The following is a 22,154-nucleotide window of genomic DNA, read 5'->3' as shown; positions in this document are numbered from 1 at the left end:
AGGGTCCGGACGTGTCCGGTCGCGGCCGGTTGTAAGGGTGGTTTGATGGCCGGGCTTACCGTCGCCCATCGCATGGCGCTCAGCACGCTCCTGGAGCGTGCGCCCGACGCCATGCTGAACAGCCTGTCGATGGCCGTTCAGGGCCTGTCCGGCGACCGCGCCGAAGAACTCAGGATCATGCTGGCCCGCCAGCTTCTGGATCGCCGCCGCCGCGCCCTCGTGCTGGGGCCGCTCATCCCGATGTTCCGTCCCCGCGCCGATGGCGTCCGCGCCGTGACTTGGCCCGCTGGCGTACTGGGCCGACTGTGGGAAGTCGCCGGCGCCCGCGAACCCGAACTTCTGCCCAGTCTGGACGACGCGGACGGGCCTATGGTCGTCCCGGTCTCGGATCGCATCTGCCTGACCGCCGCGACCATCGTCCGCGACACGCCCGAGCTGATCTGGCCCGTGGATGATGCGCCCGAGCGTCGCCTGACCGGCCTGAACGATCTGGCGGTCAGCCTCGATCTTGTCCCCGTGCTGCGCAAGCGCATCTCCAGCCTGCAGGCCTGGGTGAAACGCCCGGATGAGGATCAGCTGGCGGAGCTGCGCCTGCTGCTGCGTGATTGCACCGCGGTTCATCCGGACGGAGCGCGGCGCGCGCTTGACGTCCTGTTCGCCCATCTGGATGACGCCGTGCTGGTGCTGCGCATCATCGCCCTGACCGCCGGCGGCGCGGGGCGCGAGCGGTTTGTACAGAGCTCGGAGATGGCGGGCTTCGTCGACGATCTTCTGGTTCAGGTTCGCGTCCGCGTCGCCCGCATCGTGGCTTTCCGGCCGGGCGAAGGTCAGGTCGACGATCTGATCGATGATCTGAAATGGTGCGCGGCGGCCCTGACCGAGGTGGACGTCACTCTCGACCCGTCGCGCGGCGGTCAGTGGGGTGAGGAATCCCGGGCGTGCCGCAAGGCGTTGGACAGCCGACTCGCCGCCCTTCTGCGTGCAACTAACCAGGCGGTGGCCAAGGGCTTCGCCATGGAGAAGGTGGCCATCACCGGCCAGATGACGCGCCCGCAACCCCTGCTGTCGGCTCCGGCCGACGGCCCCGCGCCGCGTCTTGCCGTCGACCTGCTGAAGATCGTCGGCGCCCTGCGGGGGCCCGCCGCGGTGTTCGGCGTCGAGGCCGACCGGGCGGGCGCGGTCGAGATCCTGACCATCAAGCTGACCGATTGGGCCGATCAGGCGATGTCGGAAGTGAACGACGACGGCGTCGAGGATCTGCCGAACGCCCTGAGGCTGGTTTCCATGGCCGCTGACGGGCTTGAGGCGCTGGGTCGGGGCGGGGCGGCGAGCACCGTGCGTCGCCGGGTCGCGGTCGCCCGCATGCGTCAACCGAAGGCCGAGGTCTCGTCGGAAGCGGCTTGATCGGCTACAGCGGCGCCAATGACGGTGTTCTGGATCATGACGGCGCTGCTGGCGTCCCTCGCGGGCCTGCTGGTGCTGGCCGGCGCGCGCCGCGGCGAGGACGTCACCGAGGCGGCGAATACGGCGGCCGCATCCGCTGAACTTGACGAACTGGATCGTCTCAAGGCGCGCGGCCTGCTTGATGACGCCGGCTGGACGGCGGCGCGGGCCGAAGCGGGGCGTCGCATCCTGTCCGCTGAACGCACCACGACTACGGTCGTCGCCCGGCCGTCGGACCGGTTCTGGGTTCTGGGCGCCCTCGCCCTGAGCGGGGCAGGCGGGCTGGGGCTCTACTATGCGCTCGGTACGCCCGGCCTGCCTGACCAGGCCTACGTCCAGCGCGTGAACGAATGGACCGCCCAGTCGCCCGAGACGCTCGAGGCGCCGCAACTGGCCGCCGTCGTCGCCCGCGCGGTGGCCGAGCGTCCGAACGATCATGAGGCCCTGACCATGCTCGGCGCCGCTCGCTTCCAGGCCGGCGACCCCATCGGCGCCGTTTCCGCCTTCCGCCGCGCCGTGGCGGTCCAGCCGGACGACGCCCAGAGCTGGGCCCGGCTGGGCGAGAGCCTCGTCCGCGCTGACGGCGGACGCATCGGCGGCGACGCCGAGGCCGCCTTCCGCGAGGCGGTGCAGCGTGATCCGCGCCAGCTAGGCGCCCGCTATTTCCTCGGCGAGGCCGCCCTCGTCCGCGGCGACGCGGCCGGCGTGCGCGCCATGTGGGGGCCGCTGATCGCCGCGCTGGATCCTGAGGATCCTCGCCGGGCCGATCTGGTCGCCCGCATGCCGGGAGGGAGCGCATGAGCTGGCTCCCGAAGTCGCCCAAGGCGCGCCGTCGTCTGTGGGTCGTCGCCGCAGTGACGCCGATCCTCGCTCTGGCCGTCGGCCTGTCGCTCTACGCCATGCGCGACAGCGTGACCTTCTTCTTCTCCCCGTCCGAGGCCACAGCCGAGAAGGCTCCCGCTGGTCGGGTTGTCCGTCTGGGCGGTCTGGTCGAGACCGGCAGCGTCCAGCGGGGCGGCGACGGGCAGGTGGCCTTCGTCGTCACCGACAACCTCGCCTCGACCCGCGTCGTCTATCGCGGCGACCTGCCCGACCTGTTCCGCGAAGGGCAGGGGATCGTGGCCCAGGGGGCCTTTCTTCCCGACCGCAGCTTCCGCGCCACCCAGGTTCTGGCCAAGCACGACGAGACCTATATGCCGCGTGAGGTCGCCGACCGCCTGAAAGCCAAGGGCGAGTGGCGGCCCGAGACGGGAAGTAATCCCACGTGATTGTAGAGGTCGGGGCCTTCGCCCTCATTCTATCTCTGGTGCTGGCGGCGGTTCAGACCGTGCTGGCCGTGGCCGGGCGTGTTCGCCGCAGTCCTGTGCTCGCCGGCGCCGCCGACGGCGCGGCCATCGCGTCGGCGCTGACGGTCGCCGTCGCCTTCGCCGCCCTGATCTTTGCCTTCGTCGCCTCGGACTTCTCGGTCGCCAACGTCGCGGCCAACAGCCACACCGACAAGCCGATGCTCTACAAGGTCGCCGGCGCCTGGGGCAGCCACGAAGGCTCGCTGCTGCTCTGGTGTCTGGTCATGACCGGCTTCGGCGCGGCGCTGGCCCGGGCCCGGGATTTGCCGTTCGGACTGAAGACGTGCGCGGTAGCGACGCAAGGTCTGCTCGGCACGCTGTTCCTCGCCTTCGCCGCCTTCACATCGAACCCGTTCACCCGCCTGAACCCCGCGCCATTCCAGGGCGCGTCCTTGAACCCGCTGCTGCAGGACCCCGCGCTCGCCTTCCATCCGCCGCTTCTCTATTTCGGCTACGTCGGCTTCTCGGTCTGTTTCTCGCTGGCCGTCGCCGCCCTGATCGAGGGGCGCGCCAACTCAGCATTCTGGCCGGCATGGGGCCGCTGGGTCCGGCCGTGGGCTCTGGCCAGTTGGGCCTTCCTGACCGTCGGAATCGCGCTGGGCAGTTTCTGGGCCTACTACGAGCTGGGCTGGGGCGGCTGGTGGTTCTGGGACCCCGTCGAGAACGCCAGCTTCATGCCTTGGCTGGCCGGCGCCGCCCTGCTGCATAGCGCGGTGGTGACCGAGCGGCGCGGCGCGCTGGCGGGCTGGACCACCTTCCTCGCCCTGCTGGCCTTCACCTTCTCCATGCTGGGCGCCTTCCTCGTCCGCTCGGGCGTGCTGACCAGCGTCCACGCCTTCGCCGTCGATCCCCAGCGCGGCCTGATGCTGCTGGCCATCCTCGGCGGCACGGCGGGCGCGGCCTTCGCCCTTTTCGCGTGGCGCGCACCGCAACTGAAGGCAGGCGGCATGTTCGCGCCGGTCAGCCGCGAGGGCGCGCTGGTGCTGAACAACCTGTTCCTGACCGCCGCCGCCGCGACAGTGCTGCTGGGCACCCTCTATCCGCTGATCCTCGAGGCGGCGAACGGCGCGACCATTTCGGTGGGCCCGCCCTATTTCAACCTGACCTTCGTCCCGCTGATGCTGATGGCTTGCCTGATCCTGCCGGCCGGCCCGTTCCTCGCGTGGAAGCGCGGCGATCTGGCCGGGGTGACGCAGAGGCTCGGGATCGCGGCCCTGCTGGCGGTCGTGCTGGGTCTGATCGGCTGGGCCGTTTTCGAGCCTCGCAAGGCCTTGTCGGCCGCCGGTCTGGCGATCGGCGCCTGGCTGATCCTTGGAGCTCTGGCCGAAACCGCAGAGCGCACCCGCCTGTTCCGCGCGCCTCTGGCCGAGACCTTGCGCCGCGCTGGCGGTCTGCCGCTTGCCGCGTGGGGCATGACGCTGGCCCACGCGGGGCTCGGAGTCTTCGTGCTCGGCGCCGTGGTCGAGACCGGTTACCGTGTTGAGGCCGCCCGCCCGCTGGCCATCGGCCAGAGCGTGGACGCCGGCCGCTGGACCGTCACCCTGAATGAGGTGCGCGTGGTCGAAGGGCCCAACTACCTGTCCGAACAGGGTCGGCTTCTGGTCGAGCGACGCGGCGGCGGCGACGGGCGCGAGGTCACGGCCGAGCGCCGCTTCTTCCCCGCCGGTGGTCAGACCACGACAGAGGTCGGACTGAACTTCCGCGGACTCGACGACGTCTATGTCGTGCTGGGTGAGCGCGGCCGGACCGACGCGGGCGCGCCGGCGTGGCAGGTGCGCGTCTGGTGGAACCCGTGGGCGCGGCTGATCTTCCTCGGCCCGGCGCTGATGGCGCTTGGCGGCCTGCTGTCTCTGATGGACCGGCGCCTGCGGGTCGGCGTCGGCAAGAGGCGCGCGGCATGAGGCGGCTGCTGCCCCTTGCCTTGGCCCTGACGCTCGCGACATCGGCGTGGGCGCAGGAGCCGGCTCCCGCACCGGACCGCCCTCTTCCGGACGCCGCGCAGGAGGCTCGCGCGAAGGCCTTGTTCGCCGAGGTCCGTTGCGTCGTCTGCCAGCACGAGGCCATCGCCGACAGCCCGGCCGCCGTGGCCGCCGACCTGCGCCAGCTGGTCCGAGACGAGATCGCCGAGGGTCGCACCGACGCCGAGATCCGCGCAGACCTCGTGCGCCGCTATGGCGACTTCGTTCTGTTCAAGCCGCCGGTGCGTGAGGGCACGTGGTTGCTGTGGTTCGGGCCCGGCCTGCTGGCGGTCGCGGCCCTGATCCTGCTGCTGCTGTTCTCCCGTCGTCGGCGTCCGGAAACGGCGGCGCTTTCGGCGGCGGAGGAAACCGAGCTGAACAATATTCTTGCAGCCGGCCGCAACCGCCGCGATCCTGACGCAAACGCGTCAGACGACTGACATTCGACGGGATCAACCCTTCCCGTCCGGACGTTGGCCTTGCTGACCATCGCCCTGTATCCACGGGCGACAACGCCCAACCTGAGGATTTCTGGACGTCCATGATGAAGCGCAAGGAATTCATGCTGGGGGCCATTGCCGGCCTGACCGTCGCGGCCGCCGCGACCGCGGGCGGCGTAATCGACTGGCCCGGCGCACACGCCGAGCCGATCGCCGGCGCCACGGGGCGCCTTGCGCCTACCGCCGGCGCCGCCGGTCTGGCCTTCGCCCCGCCGCAAGGGGCGCCCCTCAGCTTCGCCGACATCTTCCAGCAGGTCGCGCCCGCCGTGGTGCAGATCGACGTCAAGGCCAAGGTCGAGCGTCCGCGCGGCGGCGGCATGATCCAGATCCCCGGCCTGCCCTTCGCCATCCCCAATCCCAATGGCGGCCAGCAAGGGGAAGAGGGCGAGGATGATGAAGGCGCGACCGCGCTCGGCGCCGGCTCCGGCTTCTTCATCTCCGCTGACGGCTTCATCGTCACCAACAACCACGTCGTCGCCGACGCCGTTGAGATCAACGTCGTTCTCGCCGACGGCCGCGAGCTTGAGGCCAAGGTCATCGGGCGCGACGAGGCGACCGATCTGGCCGTCATCAAGGTCGAGGGCTCGGAGTTTCCGTTCGTGACCTTCGAGGAAGCCGCCCAGCCCCGGGTCGGTGATTGGGTCATCGCCGTCGGCAACCCCTTCGGCCTCGGCGGCACCGCCACGGCGGGCATCGTCTCGGCGCTTGGCCGCTCGGCGGCGCAGTTCGATCGCAATGACGCGGGCTATGTCGACTTCCTCCAGATTGACGCCGCCATCAACCGCGGCAACTCGGGCGGCCCGACCTTCGACATCTACGGCCGCGTCATCGGCGTGAATTCGGCGATCATCTCGCCGACCGGCAGCTCGGCCGGCATCGGCTTCGCCATCCCCGCGTCCGTCGCCAAGTCAGTGACCGACCAGCTGATGCAGAGCGGCGCTGTCCAGCGGGGTTATGTCGGCCTCGGTCTGCGCACCTTTGATGCGGATCGCTGGGAAGCGTTGGGTCAGCCTCGCGACTTCAAGGGCGCCTATATCGAGACCGTGACTCCCGGCGGGCCTTCGGATCGCGCGGGCGTCGAGGTCGGCGACATCCTGATCAGCGTCAATGGCGCCCGCATCGCCAACGGGACCGAGGCGACGCGTGCGGTCGGAGCGGCGCGACCCAATGAGGACATCAGGCTTGAGGTGATACGTGACGGCCGTAACCGCACCATCACCGTGCGGTCAGGAACCCGGCCATCTGAAACGGATCTGAGATCGGAGACCGGGGATGGTGTCATGCCGGGCGCTCCGAACGCCGTTACGCCTCAGGGTGAACCTGTCGAAGGCATTACAGCGTCGGCCATCACGCCCGCGATCCGCGAGCGGCAAAGCATCCCTGAATCCGTCAATGGACTTCTGATCACGGATGTCGCGCGTGGTTCCGCCGCCGCCGACGCCGGCTTCGCAGCCGGCATGGTCATTACCCAGGCGAACTCACGACAAATCCGGAGTCTGGATGATCTGCGGGGCGCTATCCGCGATGCGAAGGCGGCCGGCCGGCCGAGTATCCTCCTGTTCGTAGCGCAGGGCGGCCAGCGCGGTTCGCTGGTCCTCCGGTTTGCTGCCGAATGATCGTCTTCAGTCTGACAAAGGCTTAAGCTGACCAGATCGCCGCCGATGCGCTAACATCGGCGGCGATTCCGCATTTGAGGGGCTGACTATGCGAATTCTGGTGGTCGAGGATGACGCCGACGCCGCGACCGCCATGGTCCGGGGACTGAGCGAGGCCGGACATGAGGCCACCCATGCGGTGGACGGCGCCTTCGGGCTGCTGGAGGCGCAGAAGGGCGGCTACGATGTCTATGTCGTGGATCGCATGATGCCGCGTCTGGACGGCATCGGCATGGTCGAGACCCTGCGCAAGGACGGCGACCAGACGCCGGTCCTGTTCCTGTCCGCCATGGGCGAGGTCGAGGACCGGATCACGGGCCTGAAGGCCGGCGGCGACGACTATCTGGTCAAGCCCTACGCCTTCGCCGAGCTGATCGCCCGGGTCGAGGCCCTGTCGCGCCGGCGCGAGACCGGGTCCGTCGCCACCATGCTCAAGGTCGGCGATCTGGAGATGAACCTCATCGCCCGCACCGTGCACCGCGCCGGTCATGAGATCGACCTCCAGCCGCGCGAGTTCCAGCTGCTGGAGTTCCTGATGCGCCACGCCGGCCAGTCGGTCACGCGCACCATGCTGCTGGAAAAGGTCTGGGAATACCATTTCGACCCCCAGACCAACGTCATCGACGTGCACATCAGCCGCCTGCGCGCCAAGATCGACAAGGGTTTCGACAAGGCCATGCTGCAGACCGTGCGGGGTGCGGGATATCGGCTGGAGGCCTGACGCCTCTTGAAGATGCCGTCCCTCCTACGCCGCACGCCCTTTCGGCTGACGCTGCTGTTCCTCGCCCTGTTCGCGGCGGCCGCCAGCGCGATTCTGGCCTATGTCTATTTCGCCTCGGCCAATGAAGCGCGGGTCCGGGCCGAGCAGGACGTGCGCGGAGAGCTGCAGGCTTTGCGCGGCGTCTATGATGCGCGCGGGCTCGACGCCCTGAACATGTCGCTGATCGACCGGACGCTGACGCGTAGCAGCTACCTCTACCTGCTCATGGACCGGAACGGGAACCGGATCACCGGCAGTCTGACCGCCTCGCCGATCGAGAACTACGGCGGCGGCAGTCAATGGGAGACATTCCCAATGACCGACACCTTGCCCGACGGACGGGTGGTCCGTCCGCAGGTGCGCGGCGTCCAGGTTCGTCTGACGGGCGGCGAGATGCTGTTCGTCGGCCAGTCCATGGGCGACACCGAAGCCTATCTGGCGCGTCTGACACAGGCGCTCTGGGGCGCCATGGGGATCGTGCTGTTGCTCGGGCTGGCTGGCGGCTTGCTGGTCAGCCGCAATCTGGAACGCTCGATGGGGCGGCTGAACAGGGTCGTGTCCGCGGTGCAGGACGGCGACCTGAAGGCCCGGGTCCCCGTGCGAAACTCGGGCGATGAGCTGGACGAACTGGGCGGTGGGCTGAACGTCATGCTCGACCGGATGGAAGCCTCCATGGCCTCCATCCGGCACGCCGGCGACGCCATCGCCCACGACCTGCGCTCGCCCCTGACCCGCATGCGGGCCAAGCTTGAGGTCGCCCTGATCGACGCCGAGGCCGGCAAGATCGACGGGACCGAGGCGCTGGAGTTGGCCCTGTCCGAGGCCGACGACCTGCTGAAGACTTTCAACACCGTCCTCGCCATCGCCCGGCTGCAGGCCGCCGCGGGCGCGGGCCGCACGCCGGACCCGGCGCTGTTCGACGCCGCGGAGCTGGCTGGCGACATGGCCGAGCTCTACGAGCCCGCCAGCGAGGACAAGGGGCTGGACTTCTCCGCCGAGATCGAGCGCGGCCTGATGATCGAGGCCAACAGGCCGTTTCTCGCCCAAGCGCTGGCCAACATCATCGACAACGCGATCAAGTACACGCCGCCCGGCGGCGCGGTCATGCTCCGCGCCCGACGCCGTAGTTCGGGCGAGATCGAGTTTTCCGTCACCGACACCGGCCCCGGCGTGCCGGAGGAAGACCGCGACCGCGTCATCCAGCGCTTCGTCCGTCTGGACAACAGCCGCACTGAAGCCGGCTCCGGACTCGGCCTGTCGCTGGTCGGCGCGGTCATGGAAGCTCACGGCGGCCGCATCCAGCTGGACGAGGGCCCGGGGGCGTTCGACGGCTCCGGCCCGGGTTTGCGGGTGGCGCTCGTGCTGCCTGGGGCGCCGTGAGCAGCGTCATCGGCCCTCGGCTGAACGCCAGTGGCCCCGTCGTGGATATCGACGCCGCCGCCCGCGCACATGAGCGACTGGCCGAAGCCGCTGCCGATCAGGGCTGGTCCGACCTGCTCGAAGCCAATTGGCCCGGCCTCGCACCGGTGTTCGCCGCCTCGCCCTATCTGTTCGGTCTTGCCCGTCGCTGGCCGGACATGCTGCGCGACACGCTGGAGGCCGAGCCCCAAGCCCGGCTGGCCGACATACTCGCCCGCACCTTCGGCCTGATCGGCGGCGCTGACGAGATGAAGGCTCCGCTTCGTCGGCTGAAGGGCGAGCTGCACCTGCTGACCGCGTTGGCTGATCTTGGCGGCGTCTGGGATCTGGATCAGGTCACCGGCGCCCTCAGCCGCTTCGCCGACGCTTCGGCCCAGACCGCCCTGTCCGCCGTCGCCGAGGACCAGCGGCGTCGCGGCAAGCTGCTGACGGTCGCCAACGACACGCGCGGTCCCATTCCCGGTCTGTTCGGTCTGGCCATGGGCAAGCATGGCGCGGACGAGTTGAACTACTCTTCCGACATCGACATCAGCCTGTTCTGGGATCCCGAGATCCTGATCCCCGCGTTGGCCGACGACGTCGAACCCCAGCGCTTCCTCGACCGCGTCGCGCAGGCGTTCGCCACCCTGATGCAGGAGCGCACTGGCGACGGCTATGTCTTCCGGGTCGACCTGCGCCTGCGCCCGGATCCGTCCTCGACCCCGTCGGTGGTCGCCGTCCCTTTCGCGCTGAAATACTACGAGAGCGTCGGCCAGAACTGGGAGCGCGCCGCTTTCATCAAGGCCCGCCCGGCGGTGGGGGATCTGACGGCGGGGCGGGACTTTGGCGACGCGCTGAGACCCTTCATCTGGCGGCGCAGCCTCGACTATCCGGCTGTGCTCGACATCCAGTCGATCAAGCGACAGATCCACGTGCACAAGACCGGCGAGGGCATGCAGGCGGCGGGTGCGAACCTGAAGCTGGGCCGGGGCGGCATCCGCGAGATCGAGTTCTTCGCCCAGACCCAGCAACTGATCATGGGCGGCCGCGACCCCGCCCTGCGCGCGCCCCGCACCGTCGATGCGCTGGCCGCCCTGTGCGCCGCCGGACATGTGACGGAGGAGGTCCGCGACGACCTGACCAGCGCCTATGTCGAGCTGCGCGGACTGGAACACCGGGTCCAGATGCTGGACGACGAGCAGACCCACATCTTGCCGATCGATCCTTCCAGACGCGCCGCCGTCGCCGCGCTGGCGGGGGAGGGCGATCTCGCCGCGTTCGACAGCCACGTCGAAGCGCTTCTGGTGGGCGTGAACCGCCGCTATGGCGAGCTGTTCGAGGGCGGCGAGGAACTGTCTTCGCCCTACGGCTCGCTGGTCTTCACCGGCGTGGAGAACGACCCCGAGACGCTGGCGACCCTCGACCGTATGGGCTTCTCCGAGCCGGGACAGATCGCCGACACCATCCGCGCCTGGCATCACGGCCGCATCCCCGCGACCCGCACCGAGAGAGGGCGGGAGCTGTTCACCCGACTGGCGCCGCAACTGCTCACCGCGCTCGCGGAGACCGGCGCCTCTGACGCCGCCTTCCGCCGGTTCGCCGTCTTCTTTTCCGGCCTCAGCGGCGGTGTTCAGGTTCAGGCCCTGTTCCTCGCCCAGCCGCGCCTGTTCGAGCTGATCGTCGGCGTCATGGCCTTTGCCCCGCGTCTGGCCCGCACGCTGGGCCGCTATCCGGCAGCGCTGGACAGCATGCTGGACGCCCGCTTCCAGACCCAGCTTGGCGTCAACACCGGCCTGTTCGACCAGATGGCGCAGGAGGCCGCCGCCGCCGCCGACTTCGAGGCGGCGATGAACGCCGTGCGACGCCTGCACCGCGAGCAGATGTTCCGCATCGGCGTCCAAACCCTCACCGGCCGCATCGACGCCCTTGAAACCGGCCGCGCGCTGACCGCCCTTGCCGATGGCGTCATAGGCGCCCTCGCGCCCGCAGCCCTGTCCGAAACGGTGCGACAGGGCGGGGCGTTGCCGGGCGGTTCGATCGCTGTCGTCGCCCTTGGCAAGGCCGGGTCCGGCGAGATGACGGCCAGCTCCGATCTGGACCTGATGACGGTCTATGACGGCCCTTCCGACGCAGTCTCGGACGACAAGGGCTGGGCGCCCGGGGTCTTCTGGTCCCGCTTCACCCAGCGCCTGATCGCCGCCCTGTCGGCGCACACGGCGGAGGGCGGGCTCTACGAAGTCGACATGCGGCTGCGCCCCGGCGCGGCCAAGGGGCCGGTGTCGCTGAAGCTGTCTGCGGTCGAGGACTATTATGCGACCGAGGCGGACACGTGGGAATTCATGGCCTTGACCCGCGCCCGTGTGGTCTGGAGCAGCGACCCCGCTTTCGCGGCGCAGGTGTCGGCCGCGCTTGAGGGCATCCTGCGTCGCCCACGACCCGGCGTCGACATCGCCGCGGACGCCCGCCGCATGCGCGACCTGATGGCCCGCGAACGGTCGGCGCAGGGCGAGTGGGATCTCAAACTCTCGGCCGGCGGACAGGTAGACGCCGAGTTCGTGGCCCAGACGATCCAGCTCATGGGCGCGGCCTCCGGCGGTCCGCTCACCGTCTCCACCCTCGCGGCTCTGGCGACAGAGCCCGATCTGGCCGAGGCGTGGCGGCTGCAGCAGGCCATGAACCAGAGCCTCTCCGCCGCCTTCGACGAAAAGCCTGACCCGGAACAGGAGCCGGAACGGTTCCGGGCGGCGCTGGCTCGCAGGGTGGGGTTCGACGACTTCGCGGCGCTAAAGGCCGGCCTCAAGGCCGCCCGCATGGCCGCCCGCGCGGCCTTCGAGCGGGTTTTGCCGCCGGTCGCGACGGAGAGCTGATCGATCCGCGTTTGACCTCTCGACAGGGTTGAACGAGGCCGCCTCGACGCGGCGCGGAGATACATCATGAGAACGAACATCATCGGCGGCCTGACCGTCGTCGTCCTGGCCGCCGTCGCCGGCGTCGCCACCGCCCAGCAGCCCGCCCCGGCGCGTGCCGTTGAGCCTGTCGCGCGAGAGGCTTTCGTCGCCCACCGCGTCGACCGCCTGACATCCGCGGACGCCAACGGCGACGGCTCGGTGTCAGCTGACGAACTGCGCGCAGTTCGTCAGGCGCGGCGAGCTGAAAAGACCGGCTCCGCCTTCGATCGTCTGGATACGGACCGCGACGGCATGATCAGCCGAGCCGAGTTCGACGCCCGCGCCACGGCTCGCGCCGAACGCGGCCCCCGCGCCCACCGTGGCGACCACGCCCGCCCGGCCCGCGCGGAACGCGCGGCTCGCGGTCCCGTCGACATCGCCGAGGCACGCGCCAAGGCGACCGAGCAGTTCGACCGGCTCGACACCGATCGCGACGGCGTCCTGAGCGCCGCCGAGCGTCAGGCCGGGCGTGAGGCCATGCGCGAGCATCGCCGCGACCGCATGGAGCGCCGCGCCGCGCGTGCGTCGGAACAGTCGCCTCAAGCCCCCGCTTCGGAGTAAGCAGATGACGGGTGCGGCGGTCCTGCTCGACCGATCGGCCTTCTTCACAGCCGAACGAGGCCGGATGGCGACTTTCGCCGACCCCGACGAAGATCTGGTGCGCCGCGTGGGTCAGGGCGACCCCGCGGCCATCCAGGCTTTGGTCGCGCGCAAGCTGCCGCGCATGCTGGCGCTCGCTTACCGGATGCTGAACGACGCGTCCGAGGCCGAGGATGTTGCGCAGGAGGCGATGCTGCGGGCGTGGAAACAGGCGCCGCGCTGGCAATCCGGCATGGCTCGGTTCGATACCTGGCTGCACCGGGTGGGACTGAACCTCTGCTACGACCGCCTGCGTCGGCGTCGCGAGGTGCCGACTGAGGCCGTGCCCGAACGGCCGGACGAGGGGCCTGCCCCTGATCGCGGCCTGATGGCGGCCGATGTCGGCGTTCGCGTCGACGCGGCGTTGGCCCGGTTGCCCGATCGCCAGCGCGAGGCCATCGTGCTGTGCCACTATCAGGAGCTGACCAACATCGAGGCTGCTAGCCTGATGGAAATCAGTGTGGAAGCCTTGGAGAGCCTGCTGTCGCGGGGTCGCCGGGCGTTGAGGCAGGCGCTGGCCGATATCCGGCCCGGCGCCGAAGGAGCGTGAGTGTGATGACGGCGGAACGGTTCCTCGAACTGGTTCGGGCATGGGGCGCGGACAGGCGTCGCTGGCCCGAGGCCGAGCGGGTCGCGGCCGAAGCCTTTGCGGCGGCCCATCCCGATATCGCTGACCCGGCTCTGGCTGAGGCGGATCAGATCGACGCCCTGCTCTTCGCCTCGGCGACGCCGCGGGTATCGACCGATCTGCGTGACCGTGTGATCGCCGCCGCTGCTGCGTCCGGTCGTACCGGTCGTCGCTGGATGGACCGTCTGACGTTGGCGTTCGGAGCCGGGTGGGCGGCCGCCGCCTGCGCCGGCGTCGTGGCGGGCATCGCCCTGACCAGCCATCTAACCGCCGACGCCCGCGCCGATGCAGTCTTCTATCAGGCCACGCTGACCGGCGTGGATGATGCGGAGGTTCTGGGTTGAGCCCGCGTACGCTCAAGATCGCGCTCGCCGTGTCGGTCGCGCTGAACCTGTTCGCCGTCACCGCCGTGACCACGGCCATGGTCACCCGCGCCCAGGTCGAACGGCGGATCGACGATGATCGCCGCGCGCCCCGCGAGAACTCGGCCTTCGCCATCGTCCGGCAACTGGACCCGCAGGTCCGTCAGCGCGTGCGCGAAAGCCTGCGCGCCTCCGCCCTAGCCGCCCGTCCGGACTTTGAGCAGGCCAAGGCGCATCGGCGCGAGGCCGTCGCGATGGCCGCCTCTTCAACCTATGATGCTGCGCGCGTTACGGCCTTGCTGGAGCAATCCCGCGCCGCCGAACTTCGCGGCCGCGCGCGGCTTGAGGCTGACGCCGCGACCCTGCTCGGCACTCTTGAACCCGCAGACCGCACGGCTTTGTCTCAGATTCTGACGCGTCGTGGGCGTGGCGCCGCCCGCGGGGATGGCGATCAGGCCGGCAAACGGCCCGACAAGAGCTGATCCGTCAGGCCGCCTGCGCTGCCTGCGGCTGTTCCTCGGGCTGTCCCGGACGCCGGATCGGCAGGCTGAAGCTGACGGTCGTGCCCCGACCCGGCTCGCTTTCCAGATGAAGCGCGCCGCCGTGCAGTTCGATCAGCGACTTGGTCAGGGCGAGCCCCAGACCCGTGCCCTGCGTCGTCTTGGAGTGCTGGCCCTCGACCTGTTCGAACGGCCGCGCCAGACGCACCAGATCCTCCGGCGCGATGCCGATACCGGTGTCGGTGACCGCCACGCGAATGCGCTCGTCATCCTCGCGGGACAGGGCGACGACGATGTCGCCGCCTTCAGGCGTGAACTTCACGGCGTTTGAGATCAGGTTGAGCAGGACCTGCTTCAGGCCGCGGTGGTCCGCCTCGATGACCGGCATGTCCGGCGCGTCGACGACGAGGTTGAGCCCTGCCTCCTGAACCTTGCCGCGCATCAGCCGGGTCGCGTCCTCGACAATCTCCTTCAGCGACACCGCTTCATAGTGCAGCGTCAGCTTGCCGGCCTCGATCTTTGCCATGTCGAGGATGTCGTTGATCAGGCTCAGCAGATGCTGGCCTGACTGCAGGATGTCGTTGGCGTAGCCCTTGTATTTGGCGTCCCCCAATGGGCCGAACATCTCGCCGGCCATGATCTCCGAGAAGCCGTTGATGGCGTTCAGGGGGGTGCGCAGCTCGTGGCTCATGTTGGCGAGGAATTCCGACTTCGCCTGATTGGCCGCCTCGGCGCGGGTCATGGCGACCTCGTATTTGCGGGCCAGCAGTGACAGGGCCTCTTCGCGGTCCTCCAGCGCGGCGATCGTTTCGTGGAGGCTGTCGGTCGCCTTCTGGCGCTCGGCTTCCTTCTGCTTGATCGCCGTGATGTCCGCCGCCGTGACGACCGAGCCGCCGTCGGAGGTGAAGCGTTCGACCAGCTGCAGCCAGCGACCGTCGCGCAGCTCGACCTCGCGGGCGCCGGCGCGACCGCCCGTCGCCGGCTTGTCCGACTTGATCGCCAGAGCCGCGATCTGGTTCAGATCCTGCTTGAACGCTCCCTTGCGAACCACGCCCGGTTCGAACCCGAAAGCGTCCTGAAAGGCCTGGTTCGACAGGATCAGTCGCCCATGCTTGTCGAACAGAACAAAGGCGTCCGACACGCTCTCGATGCCGTCGCGCAAACGACTCTCGGCCGCCTGCGCCTTCGACTTGGCGCGTCGCGCCTCCGTGGTGTCCAGCGCGATGCCCAGCACCGAGCTGAACTGCCGCTCCTCGCGCTCGCCGCGCGCCTGACCCCGGGCGTCGATCCAGCGGATGCCGCCGTCGCCGTCCGCGACGGGGAAGTTGACCTCGAAGGTCCCGAACGTCTGCGCCTGTTGCAGGGCGTGCTCGACGGTCGCGTGATATTTCGGGTGGATGCAGGCCATGACGTCGGCGGCCGGCACGACGCCGCTGCGCTCCAGCCCGATCAGGGACGCCATGTATTCCGAGACGGTGACCTCGCCGGCGTCCACGTCCCAGTCCCAAACGCCGCAGCGCGCAGCTTCCACCGCGCCGCGGAATCGACGTTCGGAGGCTTCCCATTCCTTGCTGATGTTGGCCTGGCGACGTTCCGACCAGACGGCCATCCCCATCGCCGCTCCAAACACGGCCAGCAGCACCCAGAAGATCCAGAGCTGCGTTCCCCTGTTTGCGAGCATGGAGCCCTGCCAGAAGAAGAGCACGTAAACGCCGAGCACGAGCACGAGAGCAGGCGCGCCGATGCGCAGCCAGTTGGAAGGGCCCTTGCTCTTGTCGCCGGCGCGCCGCCCTTGCGGTGTGACGCGGCGCTCAGTGCCCCGCAAAGCGCTCTCCCCAGTCGATTCGACGTACGGGGAGGAATCTAGGCTGCGTCGCGGATTCGTGTCGAGGCGCTGAGGGCGTCTATCGACCGATCACGCCGCCTTCGGCTTGGGGTGAGTCCGGGAAGCCTCACCTACCTCACCCGGAACCGCCATGATTTCCGAGATCGACTTGATGATGTCCTTGGCCTCGCGGGCCATCTCACGCATGACCGGAGGGGCGTCGTCAGAGGCCGTATCGACCTCCTTGATGATCCGTTCGGCCAGCGCCAGCAGGCGGGGAGAGCTTGCGATCAGACGGGCCTGAAACTCGATGTGTTCGGGGTCGCGGTCATACTCCGCGCCCGGTACGCGCCAGCCGCCCCAGTCCGCCCGGTCTGTCACGATCACCGGATAGGTGCCGGGATAGGGGTGATGCAGGCTCTCTTCCGGCGTCTGCCACTTGTTTCGCGCGCGCATCAGCCGCCAGTTCCGGCCGGCGGCGAGCATCGCGGGGTTGGACACCGGCGACATCAGCTCGTGGGCCTGAAACTCGCGTCCCAGACCCACGTCGTAGGTCACGCGAACGGGTTCATTGAACCCCTGCGCCCAGACAGGCTGAACGCTCTCGACCTGGGCCCATGCGCCGACGCTTTCAACCCAGACCTTCTGGCCCTTCTGGAACTGTGCGCGCGCCATGAATCCCTCCGGTGGAGGTGGCCATCATGTCCGTCTGGTCTGAAGAACCCGTTTGGCGAGAGGGTTAACCTACCGGCGGTCAGCTGCGCGAAATGCCTTCCAGCGCCTCGCCCGCGTACTTCTCCTTCACCCGGGTGGACAGATCGCCCAGCGAGACGACGCCCACCAGCCGGCTGTTCTTGTCCAGAACCGGCAGGCGGCGGATCTGGCGACTGCTCATGGTGTCGAGCACCGACTGCAGGTCGTCGTCTGCCCACGCGCTTTGAGCGTCGCGGGTCAGGAACTCCGAGATGGAGGACGACGGATCGGCGCCCGCCGCCAGTGCGCGCACCGTCAGGTCGCGGTCGGTGATCGTGCCGACCAGCCGCTCCTCGTCGGCCACCGGCATGAAGCCGAAGCCGCCGTCGCGCATGCGTCGGGCCACGTCCTGAATGCTGTCGCCGGGGCGGGCGATCTGCACATCCTTGCTCATCACGTCGCGAACTCGCATCGGAGCCTCCTTGGAAAACGGGTCGCGGAAAGAACCCCTCTCCACGGCCACGGTTCCGCTGGTGACCCGCCTCCGCTAGAGGATCGCCAGCAACGGAGGACGGCATGACGGCGGCGAACGAGGCGAAGGCGATTCTGGACCGGCTGGGCGTGCCCGTTTCCGTCTGGGCGCAGGGCCTGCCGACCCGTTCGCCCATCGACGACTCTGGCGTCGGCGACGTTGCCGCGACCGGCGAGCTCGATGCGCTGGTCGCCCGGTCGGTCAAAGCCTTCGCGCCTTGGCGTCGCGTACCCGCTCCCCGCCGTGGCGAACTGGTCCGTCTATTCGGCGAGGAACTGCGCGCGGCCAAGGGCGACCTCGCCCGTCTGGTCACACTCGAAGCCGGAAAGATCGTCTCCGAAGGCCTCGGCGAGGTGCAGGAGATGATCGACATCTGCGACTTCGCCGTCGGCCTGTCGCGCCAGCTTTACGGCCTGACTCTCGCCAGCGAGCGCCCCGGCCATCACATGCGCGAGACGTGGCAGCCGCTGGGGCCCGTGCTGGTCATCTCGGCCTTCAACTTCCCTGTCGCTGTCTGGGCGTGGAACGCCTGTCTGGCGCTGGTCTGCGGCGATCCGGTAATCTGGAAACCGTCCGAGAAGACGCCCCTGACCGCGCTGGCGACGCAGGCTGTGTTCGAGCGCGCCCTAGTCCGTTTCGGCGACGCGCCCGACGGCCTGTCGCAGGTCGTCATCGGCGGCCGGGAGGCCGGAGAGGCGCTGGCCGCCGACGCCCGCATTCCTTTGGTCTCCGCCACCGGCTCGACCCGGATGGGCAAGGCCGTGGCCCAAACTGTCGCCGGGCGGCTCGGCCGGTCGCTGCTGGAGCTGGGCGGCAACAACGCCATGATCGTCACGCCCTCGGCGGACCTCGAGATGGCCGTTCGCGCCATCGCCTTCTCCGCCGTCGGCACCGCCGGCCAGCGCTGCACCACCCTGCGCCGCCTGCTGGTTCACGAGAGCATCGCCGACGCCCTGATCGCGCGCCTCAAGGCCGCTTACGAGACCCTGCCCATCGGCGATCCGCGCAAGGAGGGCGTGCTCGTCGGTCCGCTGATCGATGCAAACGCGGTGCGCGGTTTCACGACGGCGCTTGAACAGGCAGTGGAGCAGGGTGGTGAGATCGTCACCGGGGGCGGGGTGGAAAACGCGGCCTACGTCCGCCCCGCCATCGTCCGCATGCCGGCCCAGACCGCGGTGGTCGAGCACGAGACCTTTGCCCCCATCCTCTACGTCCTGACGTGGTCAGACTTCGATCAGGCGGTAGAGCTCCAGAACGCCGTGCCGCAGGGCCTCAGCTCTTGCGTCTTCACCGACAGTGTCCGCGAGGCCGAGCAGTTCCTGTCTGCATGGGGCTCTGACTGCGGCATCGCCAACGTCAACATCGGCCCCTCGGGCGCCGAGATCGGCGGAGCCTTCGGCGGCGAAAAGGACACCGGCGGCGGCCGTGAGTCCGGCTCTGACGCCTGGAAGGCCTACATGCGCCGCCAGACGCAGACGGTGAACTTCAGCCGCGAGCTCCCGCTGGCGCAGGGCGTGAAGTTCGACGTCTAGCGCGCCCGCGTATCCACCCGCGCGACCACGGACAGGCCGGGACGCAGACGGTCCAGACCGTCCTGCCCCGGATCGAGCGCAATCCGCACCGGCACCCGCTGGGCCACCTTGGTGAAGTTGCCGGTGGCGTTGTCCGGGCGGATGACGCTGAACTCCGATCCCGTCGCGGGGGCGATCTGCTCGACCTTGCCGGTCAAAGTCCGCCCGCCCAGCGCGTCGACCGACAGCTCGACCGGCTGGCCGACGCGGATGTCGCGCAGCTGGTTCTCCTTGTAGTTCGCCGTCACCCAGATCCGGTCCGGAACCAGCGCCATCAGCTGCGTGCCGACGGCGACCTGCTGGCCCTGCCGCACGCTGATCTCGCCCAGTCGCCCGTCGCGGGGTGCGATGATCCGTGTGTTCGCCAGATCGATCTCGGCCAGATGCACCAGGGCCTGCGCGTTCTCGACCGCCGCCTCAAGCGAGCCCCGGCCGACCACGGCGGAGGTGACCCCAGTCTCGGCGATGCCGGTCGCGGCCTGCGCCGCCGCCAGCTGCGCCTGTGCGGCCTGCAGCGCCGTGCGGGTCACGTCGACCTGCGCCTGAGCGACCCAGCCGCCTTCGAACAGGGTGCGGGCGCGGGTGTGGTCGGCCTGCGCCTTGGCGACGTTGGCCCGCGCCGCGGCGATCGAGGCGTTGCTCTGGGCCACTGCGCCCCGCGCTGAAGTCTGGGTCTGGGTCGAGTTTGCGAGCGCCGCCTGCGCCGCGTGGAGCTGGGCCTGCGCCTGTTCCAGCTTCTGGCGGTAGATGCGGTCGTCGATGGTGGCCAATACCTGACCGGCCTTCACGGTCTGGAAGTCCTGCACCTCGACCGAGGTCACATAGCCGGTCACCTGGGGCGCAATCACCGTCACCTGCCCGCGCACATAGGCGTTGTCGGTGTGCTGAACGCCCGAGGTGAACGGCGGCAGCCGCCACGCCCACAGGATCAGCACCACTCCGACGACGGCGGCCAGAACCAGCAGGACGCTGAACAGCATGTTCTTCTTCGGCGGCGCGGCGACGGGCGGCGGCGGAGAAGGCGGCGCGGCAGGCGCGGCCGGTTCGGTGACGGCGGCTGCGGGCGGAGGGGCGGCTGTATCGGTCATGGTCTTTATGCGGATCGCAAGGGGAAAGGGCTCAGTCGACGGCGGCGACCGCCGCAGCGGCGTCGGCGTCGGACGCCTGTCGCGCGGCGCGGCGCGCTTCGAAGCGGGGTCTCAGATGGTGGAACGTCACCCACAGACAGCCGATGGCGGCGAAAGCCGAGATCAGCAGGAAGACGTCGTTGTAGGCCAGCACATGGGCCTGCTGGGTGATCTGCTGCTGCAGCAGGACCTGCCCTTCGGCGGCCCTCAGCGTCGGGTCGCCGATGACGCGAGCGTAGGCGCCGGACAGCTGTTGCAGGCGCAGGACGACGTCCGGATCGCCCAAGCTGATCTGTTCGGACAGCTGGCTGGAGTGGAACTTCTCGCGGACGGTCTCCAGCGTGCCGATCAGGGCCGAGCCCAGCAGGCCGCCGACGTTCTGGCCGATGCCGAAGATGACGATGAAGCTGACGAGGTTCTGCGCGCCCTTCTGCAGCACCTGCACGATGCCCTGCATCATGGCCGGGCCGATGAAGAAGGCGGCCGAGAAGGCCAGCATGGCCTGACTGACATACAGCTGCGCCGGGCGGGTCAGGGTCGTCGAGTGGGCGTCGATGAAGGCGCCGACGGCGATGAGGCCCAGTGCGATGGCGATCGGCTTGTTCAGCTTGGCCATGTTCAGGGTGAAGGCGCTGGTCAGGGTGCCCGCCGCCGTGGCGATCAGGATCAGCAGAAACAGGCCGTGCATCTGATCCTGCCCGACGCCCAGCTGGGTCATAAGGCCGACCGCGCCGGCCGTCTGCTCAGACAACACGATGCGCACCCCGACGATGGCCAGCGCCAGCCGGACGATGTCCGGGCCGGATATCCACTTCAGATTTATCAGCGGCGTCTCGCGATTGTACTCGACGATCAGGGCGGCGGTCAGCAGCACGATCGAGCCGATCAGCGCCCAGCCGATCCAAGCCGCCTCGGTCCACCAGACGATCCGGCCCAGTCCCAGCACGGCGCACAGCAGGGCGATGCCCGGCGCGAACAGGGCGAAGGTGACGAAGTCGAGCCTGACGAAGACCTTGAACTTCTCCGAGGGCGGCAGGCGCAGCGCGAACACCGCCGCCAGCGACAGCAGCGACAGGCCCAGTTCGAACACATGGAAGCCGCGCCACTCCGACAGTTCGACAAGGTTGGTGGTGAACAACCGGACCGCAGGAATGGCCATGCTGGAGGCCCCGATCCCGATGATCAGTCCTTTCAGCCGGTGCGCCGGGGGAAAGGCCTGGATCAGATAGAGGATGCCCAATGACGACATCGCCGCCGACGCCATCCCGGCGAAGGCGCGCACGATCAGGGTCGACTGGTAGTCTTCGAAGAACAGGTTGCCGACGCCGATCAGGGCGTAGGCGATCAGGAAAATCTGGGCGAACAGGCGCAGCCCGTACTGCTGCCGGAACTTGATCAGCAGCAGGTTCATGCAGGCGTTCGTCATTACAAACACGGTCGGCAGCCATGCCGCCTCGACGACCGAGGCCCCGAGCGCACCGGCCAGTTGCTGGGTGTTGGCGGTGACCATCGCCGATCCGATCGAACCGGTCGCCGTCACCAGCAGGCCCACCCCGGCGTAGGCCAGTCTGAACGGCGTCGTATGCGCCGGGGTCGCCGCGGAGCCCGGCAGCATCGGCATCTCGTGCGGCTGCAGCGTCTTGACGTATTCAGCCCACGGCAGGTGATAGTTGCGGCGGCTCATGCGCGCGCCCTCACGGAGTCCAGCACAAGCTCCAGCGTCCGGCGCGCGATGGCGTTCCGTTCGCCGGGCGCCGCGTTATGCAAGGCTGCGCCCAGCATGGCCGAGACGATGCGAACATCTGTCGGCTTCAGGTCGGTCCGGACGACTCCCGCGACCTGCGAGACCTTGAGAGCTGGCGTCGCCGCCTTGACCAGCGCCGTACGCAACGGCGTCAGGATTTCGGGGGAGGGGGCGGCGCGCACCACTCCGCCGAACGCCGTGTTGCGCGTCAGCGTCTCCGAAAGGGCCGTAACGAAGTCGAGGAAAGCCTGCGGTTCTGTCGGGCTCGCGAACCGCCGGCCGAGCACGTCCACCTCGTCCAGCAGCACGGCCAGTGCGATCTCGGTGCGGCTGGCGAAGTTCCTGTACAGGGTCGCGCGGCCCACGCCCGCCCGTTCGGCGATGCGGTCCAGCGGTGTGTCGATGCCCTCCTCGGCGAACACCTTGCGCGCGGCCGCCAGCAGAGCCTCGCGGCGTTCGGCGGCGTCCTTTCTGAGCGGCTTTTCCATCGCGCCGTGTAAGTGGACACGCGTGTCCACTTCGTCA

The 22,154-nt window shown here is 69.1% G+C and carries 20 protein-coding genes; 14 read left to right on the top strand and 6 right to left on the bottom strand.

Translation table 11 applies throughout. The features are described 5' to 3' along the window. The first annotated feature begins 45 nt into the window (after nt 1–45). The 13 genes from ACIQC9_RS09945 to ACIQC9_RS09885 all read left to right on the top strand — a co-directional run bounded on the left by ACIQC9_RS09945 (nt 46) and on the right by ACIQC9_RS09885 (nt 14,119). Nucleotides 46–1,404: a hypothetical protein gene (locus ACIQC9_RS09945; RefSeq protein WP_400615060.1), complete on the top strand. Its 1,359-nt coding sequence runs from the start codon at nt 46–48 to the stop codon at nt 1,402–1,404. 18 nt (nt 1,405–1,422) lie between these two features. Further along, nucleotides 1,423–2,244 (top strand): c-type cytochrome biogenesis protein CcmI, encoded by an 822-nt coding sequence (gene ccmI / locus ACIQC9_RS09940; RefSeq protein WP_400615058.1) that lies wholly within the window; start codon nt 1,423–1,425, stop codon nt 2,242–2,244. Then, nucleotides 2,241–2,711, top strand: a complete 471-nt coding sequence (gene ccmE, locus ACIQC9_RS09935) for a cytochrome c maturation protein CcmE (protein ID WP_400615055.1) — start codon at nt 2,241–2,243, stop codon at nt 2,709–2,711. Before ccmI ends, ccmE begins: the two co-directional genes overlap by 4 nt. Continuing rightward, nucleotides 2,708–4,690 carry a heme lyase CcmF/NrfE family subunit gene (locus ACIQC9_RS09930; protein ID WP_400615053.1) on the top strand — a complete coding sequence of 661 codons (1,983 nt, stop codon included), beginning with the start codon at nt 2,708–2,710 and terminating at the stop codon, nt 4,688–4,690. The genes ccmE and ACIQC9_RS09930 overlap by 4 nt, the downstream gene beginning before the upstream one ends. Beyond that, nucleotides 4,687–5,187: a cytochrome c-type biogenesis protein gene (locus tag ACIQC9_RS09925; RefSeq protein ID WP_400615050.1), complete on the top strand. Its 501-nt coding sequence runs from the start codon at nt 4,687–4,689 to the stop codon at nt 5,185–5,187. The genes ACIQC9_RS09930 and ACIQC9_RS09925 overlap by 4 nt, the downstream gene beginning before the upstream one ends. A gap of 104 nt (nt 5,188–5,291) precedes the next feature. After that, on the top strand, nt 5,292–6,863 hold the full coding sequence (locus ACIQC9_RS09920) for a trypsin-like peptidase domain-containing protein (RefSeq protein WP_400615047.1): 1,572 nt from the start codon (nt 5,292–5,294) through the stop codon (nt 6,861–6,863). A gap of 88 nt (nt 6,864–6,951) precedes the next feature. Then, nucleotides 6,952–7,623, top strand: a complete 672-nt coding sequence (locus tag ACIQC9_RS09915) for a response regulator transcription factor (RefSeq protein ID WP_400615044.1) — start codon at nt 6,952–6,954, stop codon at nt 7,621–7,623. Between the two features lie 6 nt (nt 7,624–7,629). Next, nucleotides 7,630–9,042: an ATP-binding protein gene (locus ACIQC9_RS09910; protein WP_400615041.1), complete on the top strand. Its 1,413-nt coding sequence runs from the start codon at nt 7,630–7,632 to the stop codon at nt 9,040–9,042. Continuing rightward, nucleotides 9,039–11,927 (top strand): bifunctional [glutamine synthetase] adenylyltransferase/[glutamine synthetase]-adenylyl-L-tyrosine phosphorylase, encoded by a 2,889-nt coding sequence (locus ACIQC9_RS09905; protein ID WP_400615038.1) that lies wholly within the window; start codon nt 9,039–9,041, stop codon nt 11,925–11,927. The genes ACIQC9_RS09910 and ACIQC9_RS09905 overlap by 4 nt, the downstream gene beginning before the upstream one ends. A gap of 66 nt (nt 11,928–11,993) precedes the next feature. Next, entirely contained in the window at nt 11,994–12,569 is a 576-nt protein-coding gene (locus ACIQC9_RS09900; protein ID WP_400615037.1) for an EF-hand domain-containing protein, read from the top strand. Nucleotides 12,570–12,633: 64 nt separating this feature from the next. Beyond that, nucleotides 12,634–13,197 (top strand): RNA polymerase sigma factor, encoded by a 564-nt coding sequence (locus tag ACIQC9_RS09895; protein ID WP_400615459.1) that lies wholly within the window; start codon nt 12,634–12,636, stop codon nt 13,195–13,197. 5 nt (nt 13,198–13,202) lie between these two features. Then, nucleotides 13,203–13,619, top strand: coding sequence for a hypothetical protein (locus ACIQC9_RS09890; protein WP_400615457.1), 417 nt, complete (start codon nt 13,203–13,205; stop codon nt 13,617–13,619). Then, a complete protein-coding gene (locus tag ACIQC9_RS09885; protein ID WP_400615034.1) occupies nt 13,616–14,119 on the top strand; it encodes a periplasmic heavy metal sensor in 504 nt (167 codons plus the stop codon). The genes ACIQC9_RS09890 and ACIQC9_RS09885 overlap by 4 nt, the downstream gene beginning before the upstream one ends. Before the next feature lie 4 nt (nt 14,120–14,123). On the opposite strand, the gene ACIQC9_RS09880 is transcribed toward ACIQC9_RS09885, so the two are convergent. The 3 genes from ACIQC9_RS09880 to ACIQC9_RS09870 all read right to left on the bottom strand — a co-directional run bounded on the left by ACIQC9_RS09880 (nt 14,124) and on the right by ACIQC9_RS09870 (nt 17,127). Then, on the bottom strand, nt 14,124–15,962 hold the full coding sequence (locus ACIQC9_RS09880) for a PAS domain-containing sensor histidine kinase (RefSeq protein ID WP_400615031.1): 1,839 nt from the start codon (nt 15,960–15,962) through the stop codon (nt 14,124–14,126). 90 nt (nt 15,963–16,052) lie between these two features. Next, a complete protein-coding gene (locus ACIQC9_RS09875; protein WP_400615028.1) occupies nt 16,053–16,637 on the bottom strand; it encodes a hypothetical protein in 585 nt (194 codons plus the stop codon). A gap of 79 nt (nt 16,638–16,716) precedes the next feature. Further along, nucleotides 16,717–17,127, bottom strand: a complete 411-nt coding sequence (locus tag ACIQC9_RS09870; RefSeq protein WP_400615026.1) for a CBS domain-containing protein — start codon at nt 17,125–17,127, stop codon at nt 16,717–16,719. A gap of 104 nt (nt 17,128–17,231) precedes the next feature. On the opposite strand from ACIQC9_RS09870, the gene ACIQC9_RS09865 reads away from it, so the two are divergent. Continuing rightward, the gene (locus tag ACIQC9_RS09865) at nt 17,232–18,719 is read left to right on the top strand and encodes an aldehyde dehydrogenase family protein (RefSeq protein ID WP_400615023.1); all 1,488 of its coding nucleotides are present in this window, start codon (nt 17,232–17,234) and stop codon (nt 18,717–18,719) included. Here ACIQC9_RS09865 and ACIQC9_RS09860 read toward each other — a convergent pair. From ACIQC9_RS09860 to ACIQC9_RS09850, 3 genes are read right to left on the bottom strand one after another with little or no spacing between them, the layout of a single operon-like run. Further along, nucleotides 18,716–19,846: an HlyD family secretion protein gene (locus ACIQC9_RS09860; RefSeq protein ID WP_400615021.1), complete on the bottom strand. Its 1,131-nt coding sequence runs from the start codon at nt 19,844–19,846 to the stop codon at nt 18,716–18,718. The genes ACIQC9_RS09865 and ACIQC9_RS09860 overlap by 4 nt on opposite strands. 31 nt (nt 19,847–19,877) lie before the next feature. Further along, on the bottom strand, nt 19,878–21,569 hold the full coding sequence (locus ACIQC9_RS09855) for an MFS transporter (protein WP_400615018.1): 1,692 nt from the start codon (nt 21,567–21,569) through the stop codon (nt 19,878–19,880). Next, nucleotides 21,566–22,147 (bottom strand): TetR/AcrR family transcriptional regulator, encoded by a 582-nt coding sequence (locus ACIQC9_RS09850; RefSeq protein ID WP_400615016.1) that lies wholly within the window; start codon nt 22,145–22,147, stop codon nt 21,566–21,568. Before ACIQC9_RS09850 ends, ACIQC9_RS09855 begins: the two co-directional genes overlap by 4 nt. Nucleotides 22,148–22,154: the final 7 nt, after the last annotated feature.

It is taken from the genome of Brevundimonas sp. NPDC092305, from assembly GCF_044755415.1.
Taxonomy (GTDB): Bacteria; Pseudomonadota; Alphaproteobacteria; order Caulobacterales; family Caulobacteraceae; genus Brevundimonas.
The sequence above is the reverse complement of the archived record's forward strand: the minus strand, read 5'-3'. Positions and strand labels throughout refer to the sequence as shown.

Coding starts and splice junctions, on each gene's coding strand:
- ACIQC9_RS09945 (WP_400615060.1), top strand. CDS start 46: ATGGCCGGGCTTACCGTCGCCCATCGCATGGCGCTCAGCACGCTCCTG.
- ccmI (WP_400615058.1), top strand. CDS start 1,423: ATGACGGTGTTCTGGATCATGACGGCGCTGCTGGCGTCCCTCGCGGGC.
- ccmE (WP_400615055.1), top strand. CDS start 2,241: ATGAGCTGGCTCCCGAAGTCGCCCAAGGCGCGCCGTCGTCTGTGGGTC.
- ACIQC9_RS09925 (WP_400615050.1), top strand. CDS start 4,687: ATGAGGCGGCTGCTGCCCCTTGCCTTGGCCCTGACGCTCGCGACATCG.
- ACIQC9_RS09920 (WP_400615047.1), top strand. CDS start 5,292: ATGAAGCGCAAGGAATTCATGCTGGGGGCCATTGCCGGCCTGACCGTC.
- ACIQC9_RS09915 (WP_400615044.1), top strand. CDS start 6,952: ATGCGAATTCTGGTGGTCGAGGATGACGCCGACGCCGCGACCGCCATG.
- ACIQC9_RS09900 (WP_400615037.1), top strand. CDS start 11,994: ATGAGAACGAACATCATCGGCGGCCTGACCGTCGTCGTCCTGGCCGCC.
- ACIQC9_RS09895 (WP_400615459.1), top strand. CDS start 12,634: ATGGCGACTTTCGCCGACCCCGACGAAGATCTGGTGCGCCGCGTGGGT.
- ACIQC9_RS09890 (WP_400615457.1), top strand. CDS start 13,203: ATGACGGCGGAACGGTTCCTCGAACTGGTTCGGGCATGGGGCGCGGAC.
- ACIQC9_RS09875 (WP_400615028.1), bottom strand. CDS start 16,637: ATGGCGCGCGCACAGTTCCAGAAGGGCCAGAAGGTCTGGGTTGAAAGC.
- ACIQC9_RS09870 (WP_400615026.1), bottom strand. CDS start 17,127: ATGCGAGTTCGCGACGTGATGAGCAAGGATGTGCAGATCGCCCGCCCC.
- ACIQC9_RS09865 (WP_400615023.1), top strand. CDS start 17,232: ATGACGGCGGCGAACGAGGCGAAGGCGATTCTGGACCGGCTGGGCGTG.
- ACIQC9_RS09860 (WP_400615021.1), bottom strand. CDS start 19,846: ATGACCGATACAGCCGCCCCTCCGCCCGCAGCCGCCGTCACCGAACCG.
- ACIQC9_RS09855 (WP_400615018.1), bottom strand. CDS start 21,569: ATGAGCCGCCGCAACTATCACCTGCCGTGGGCTGAATACGTCAAGACG.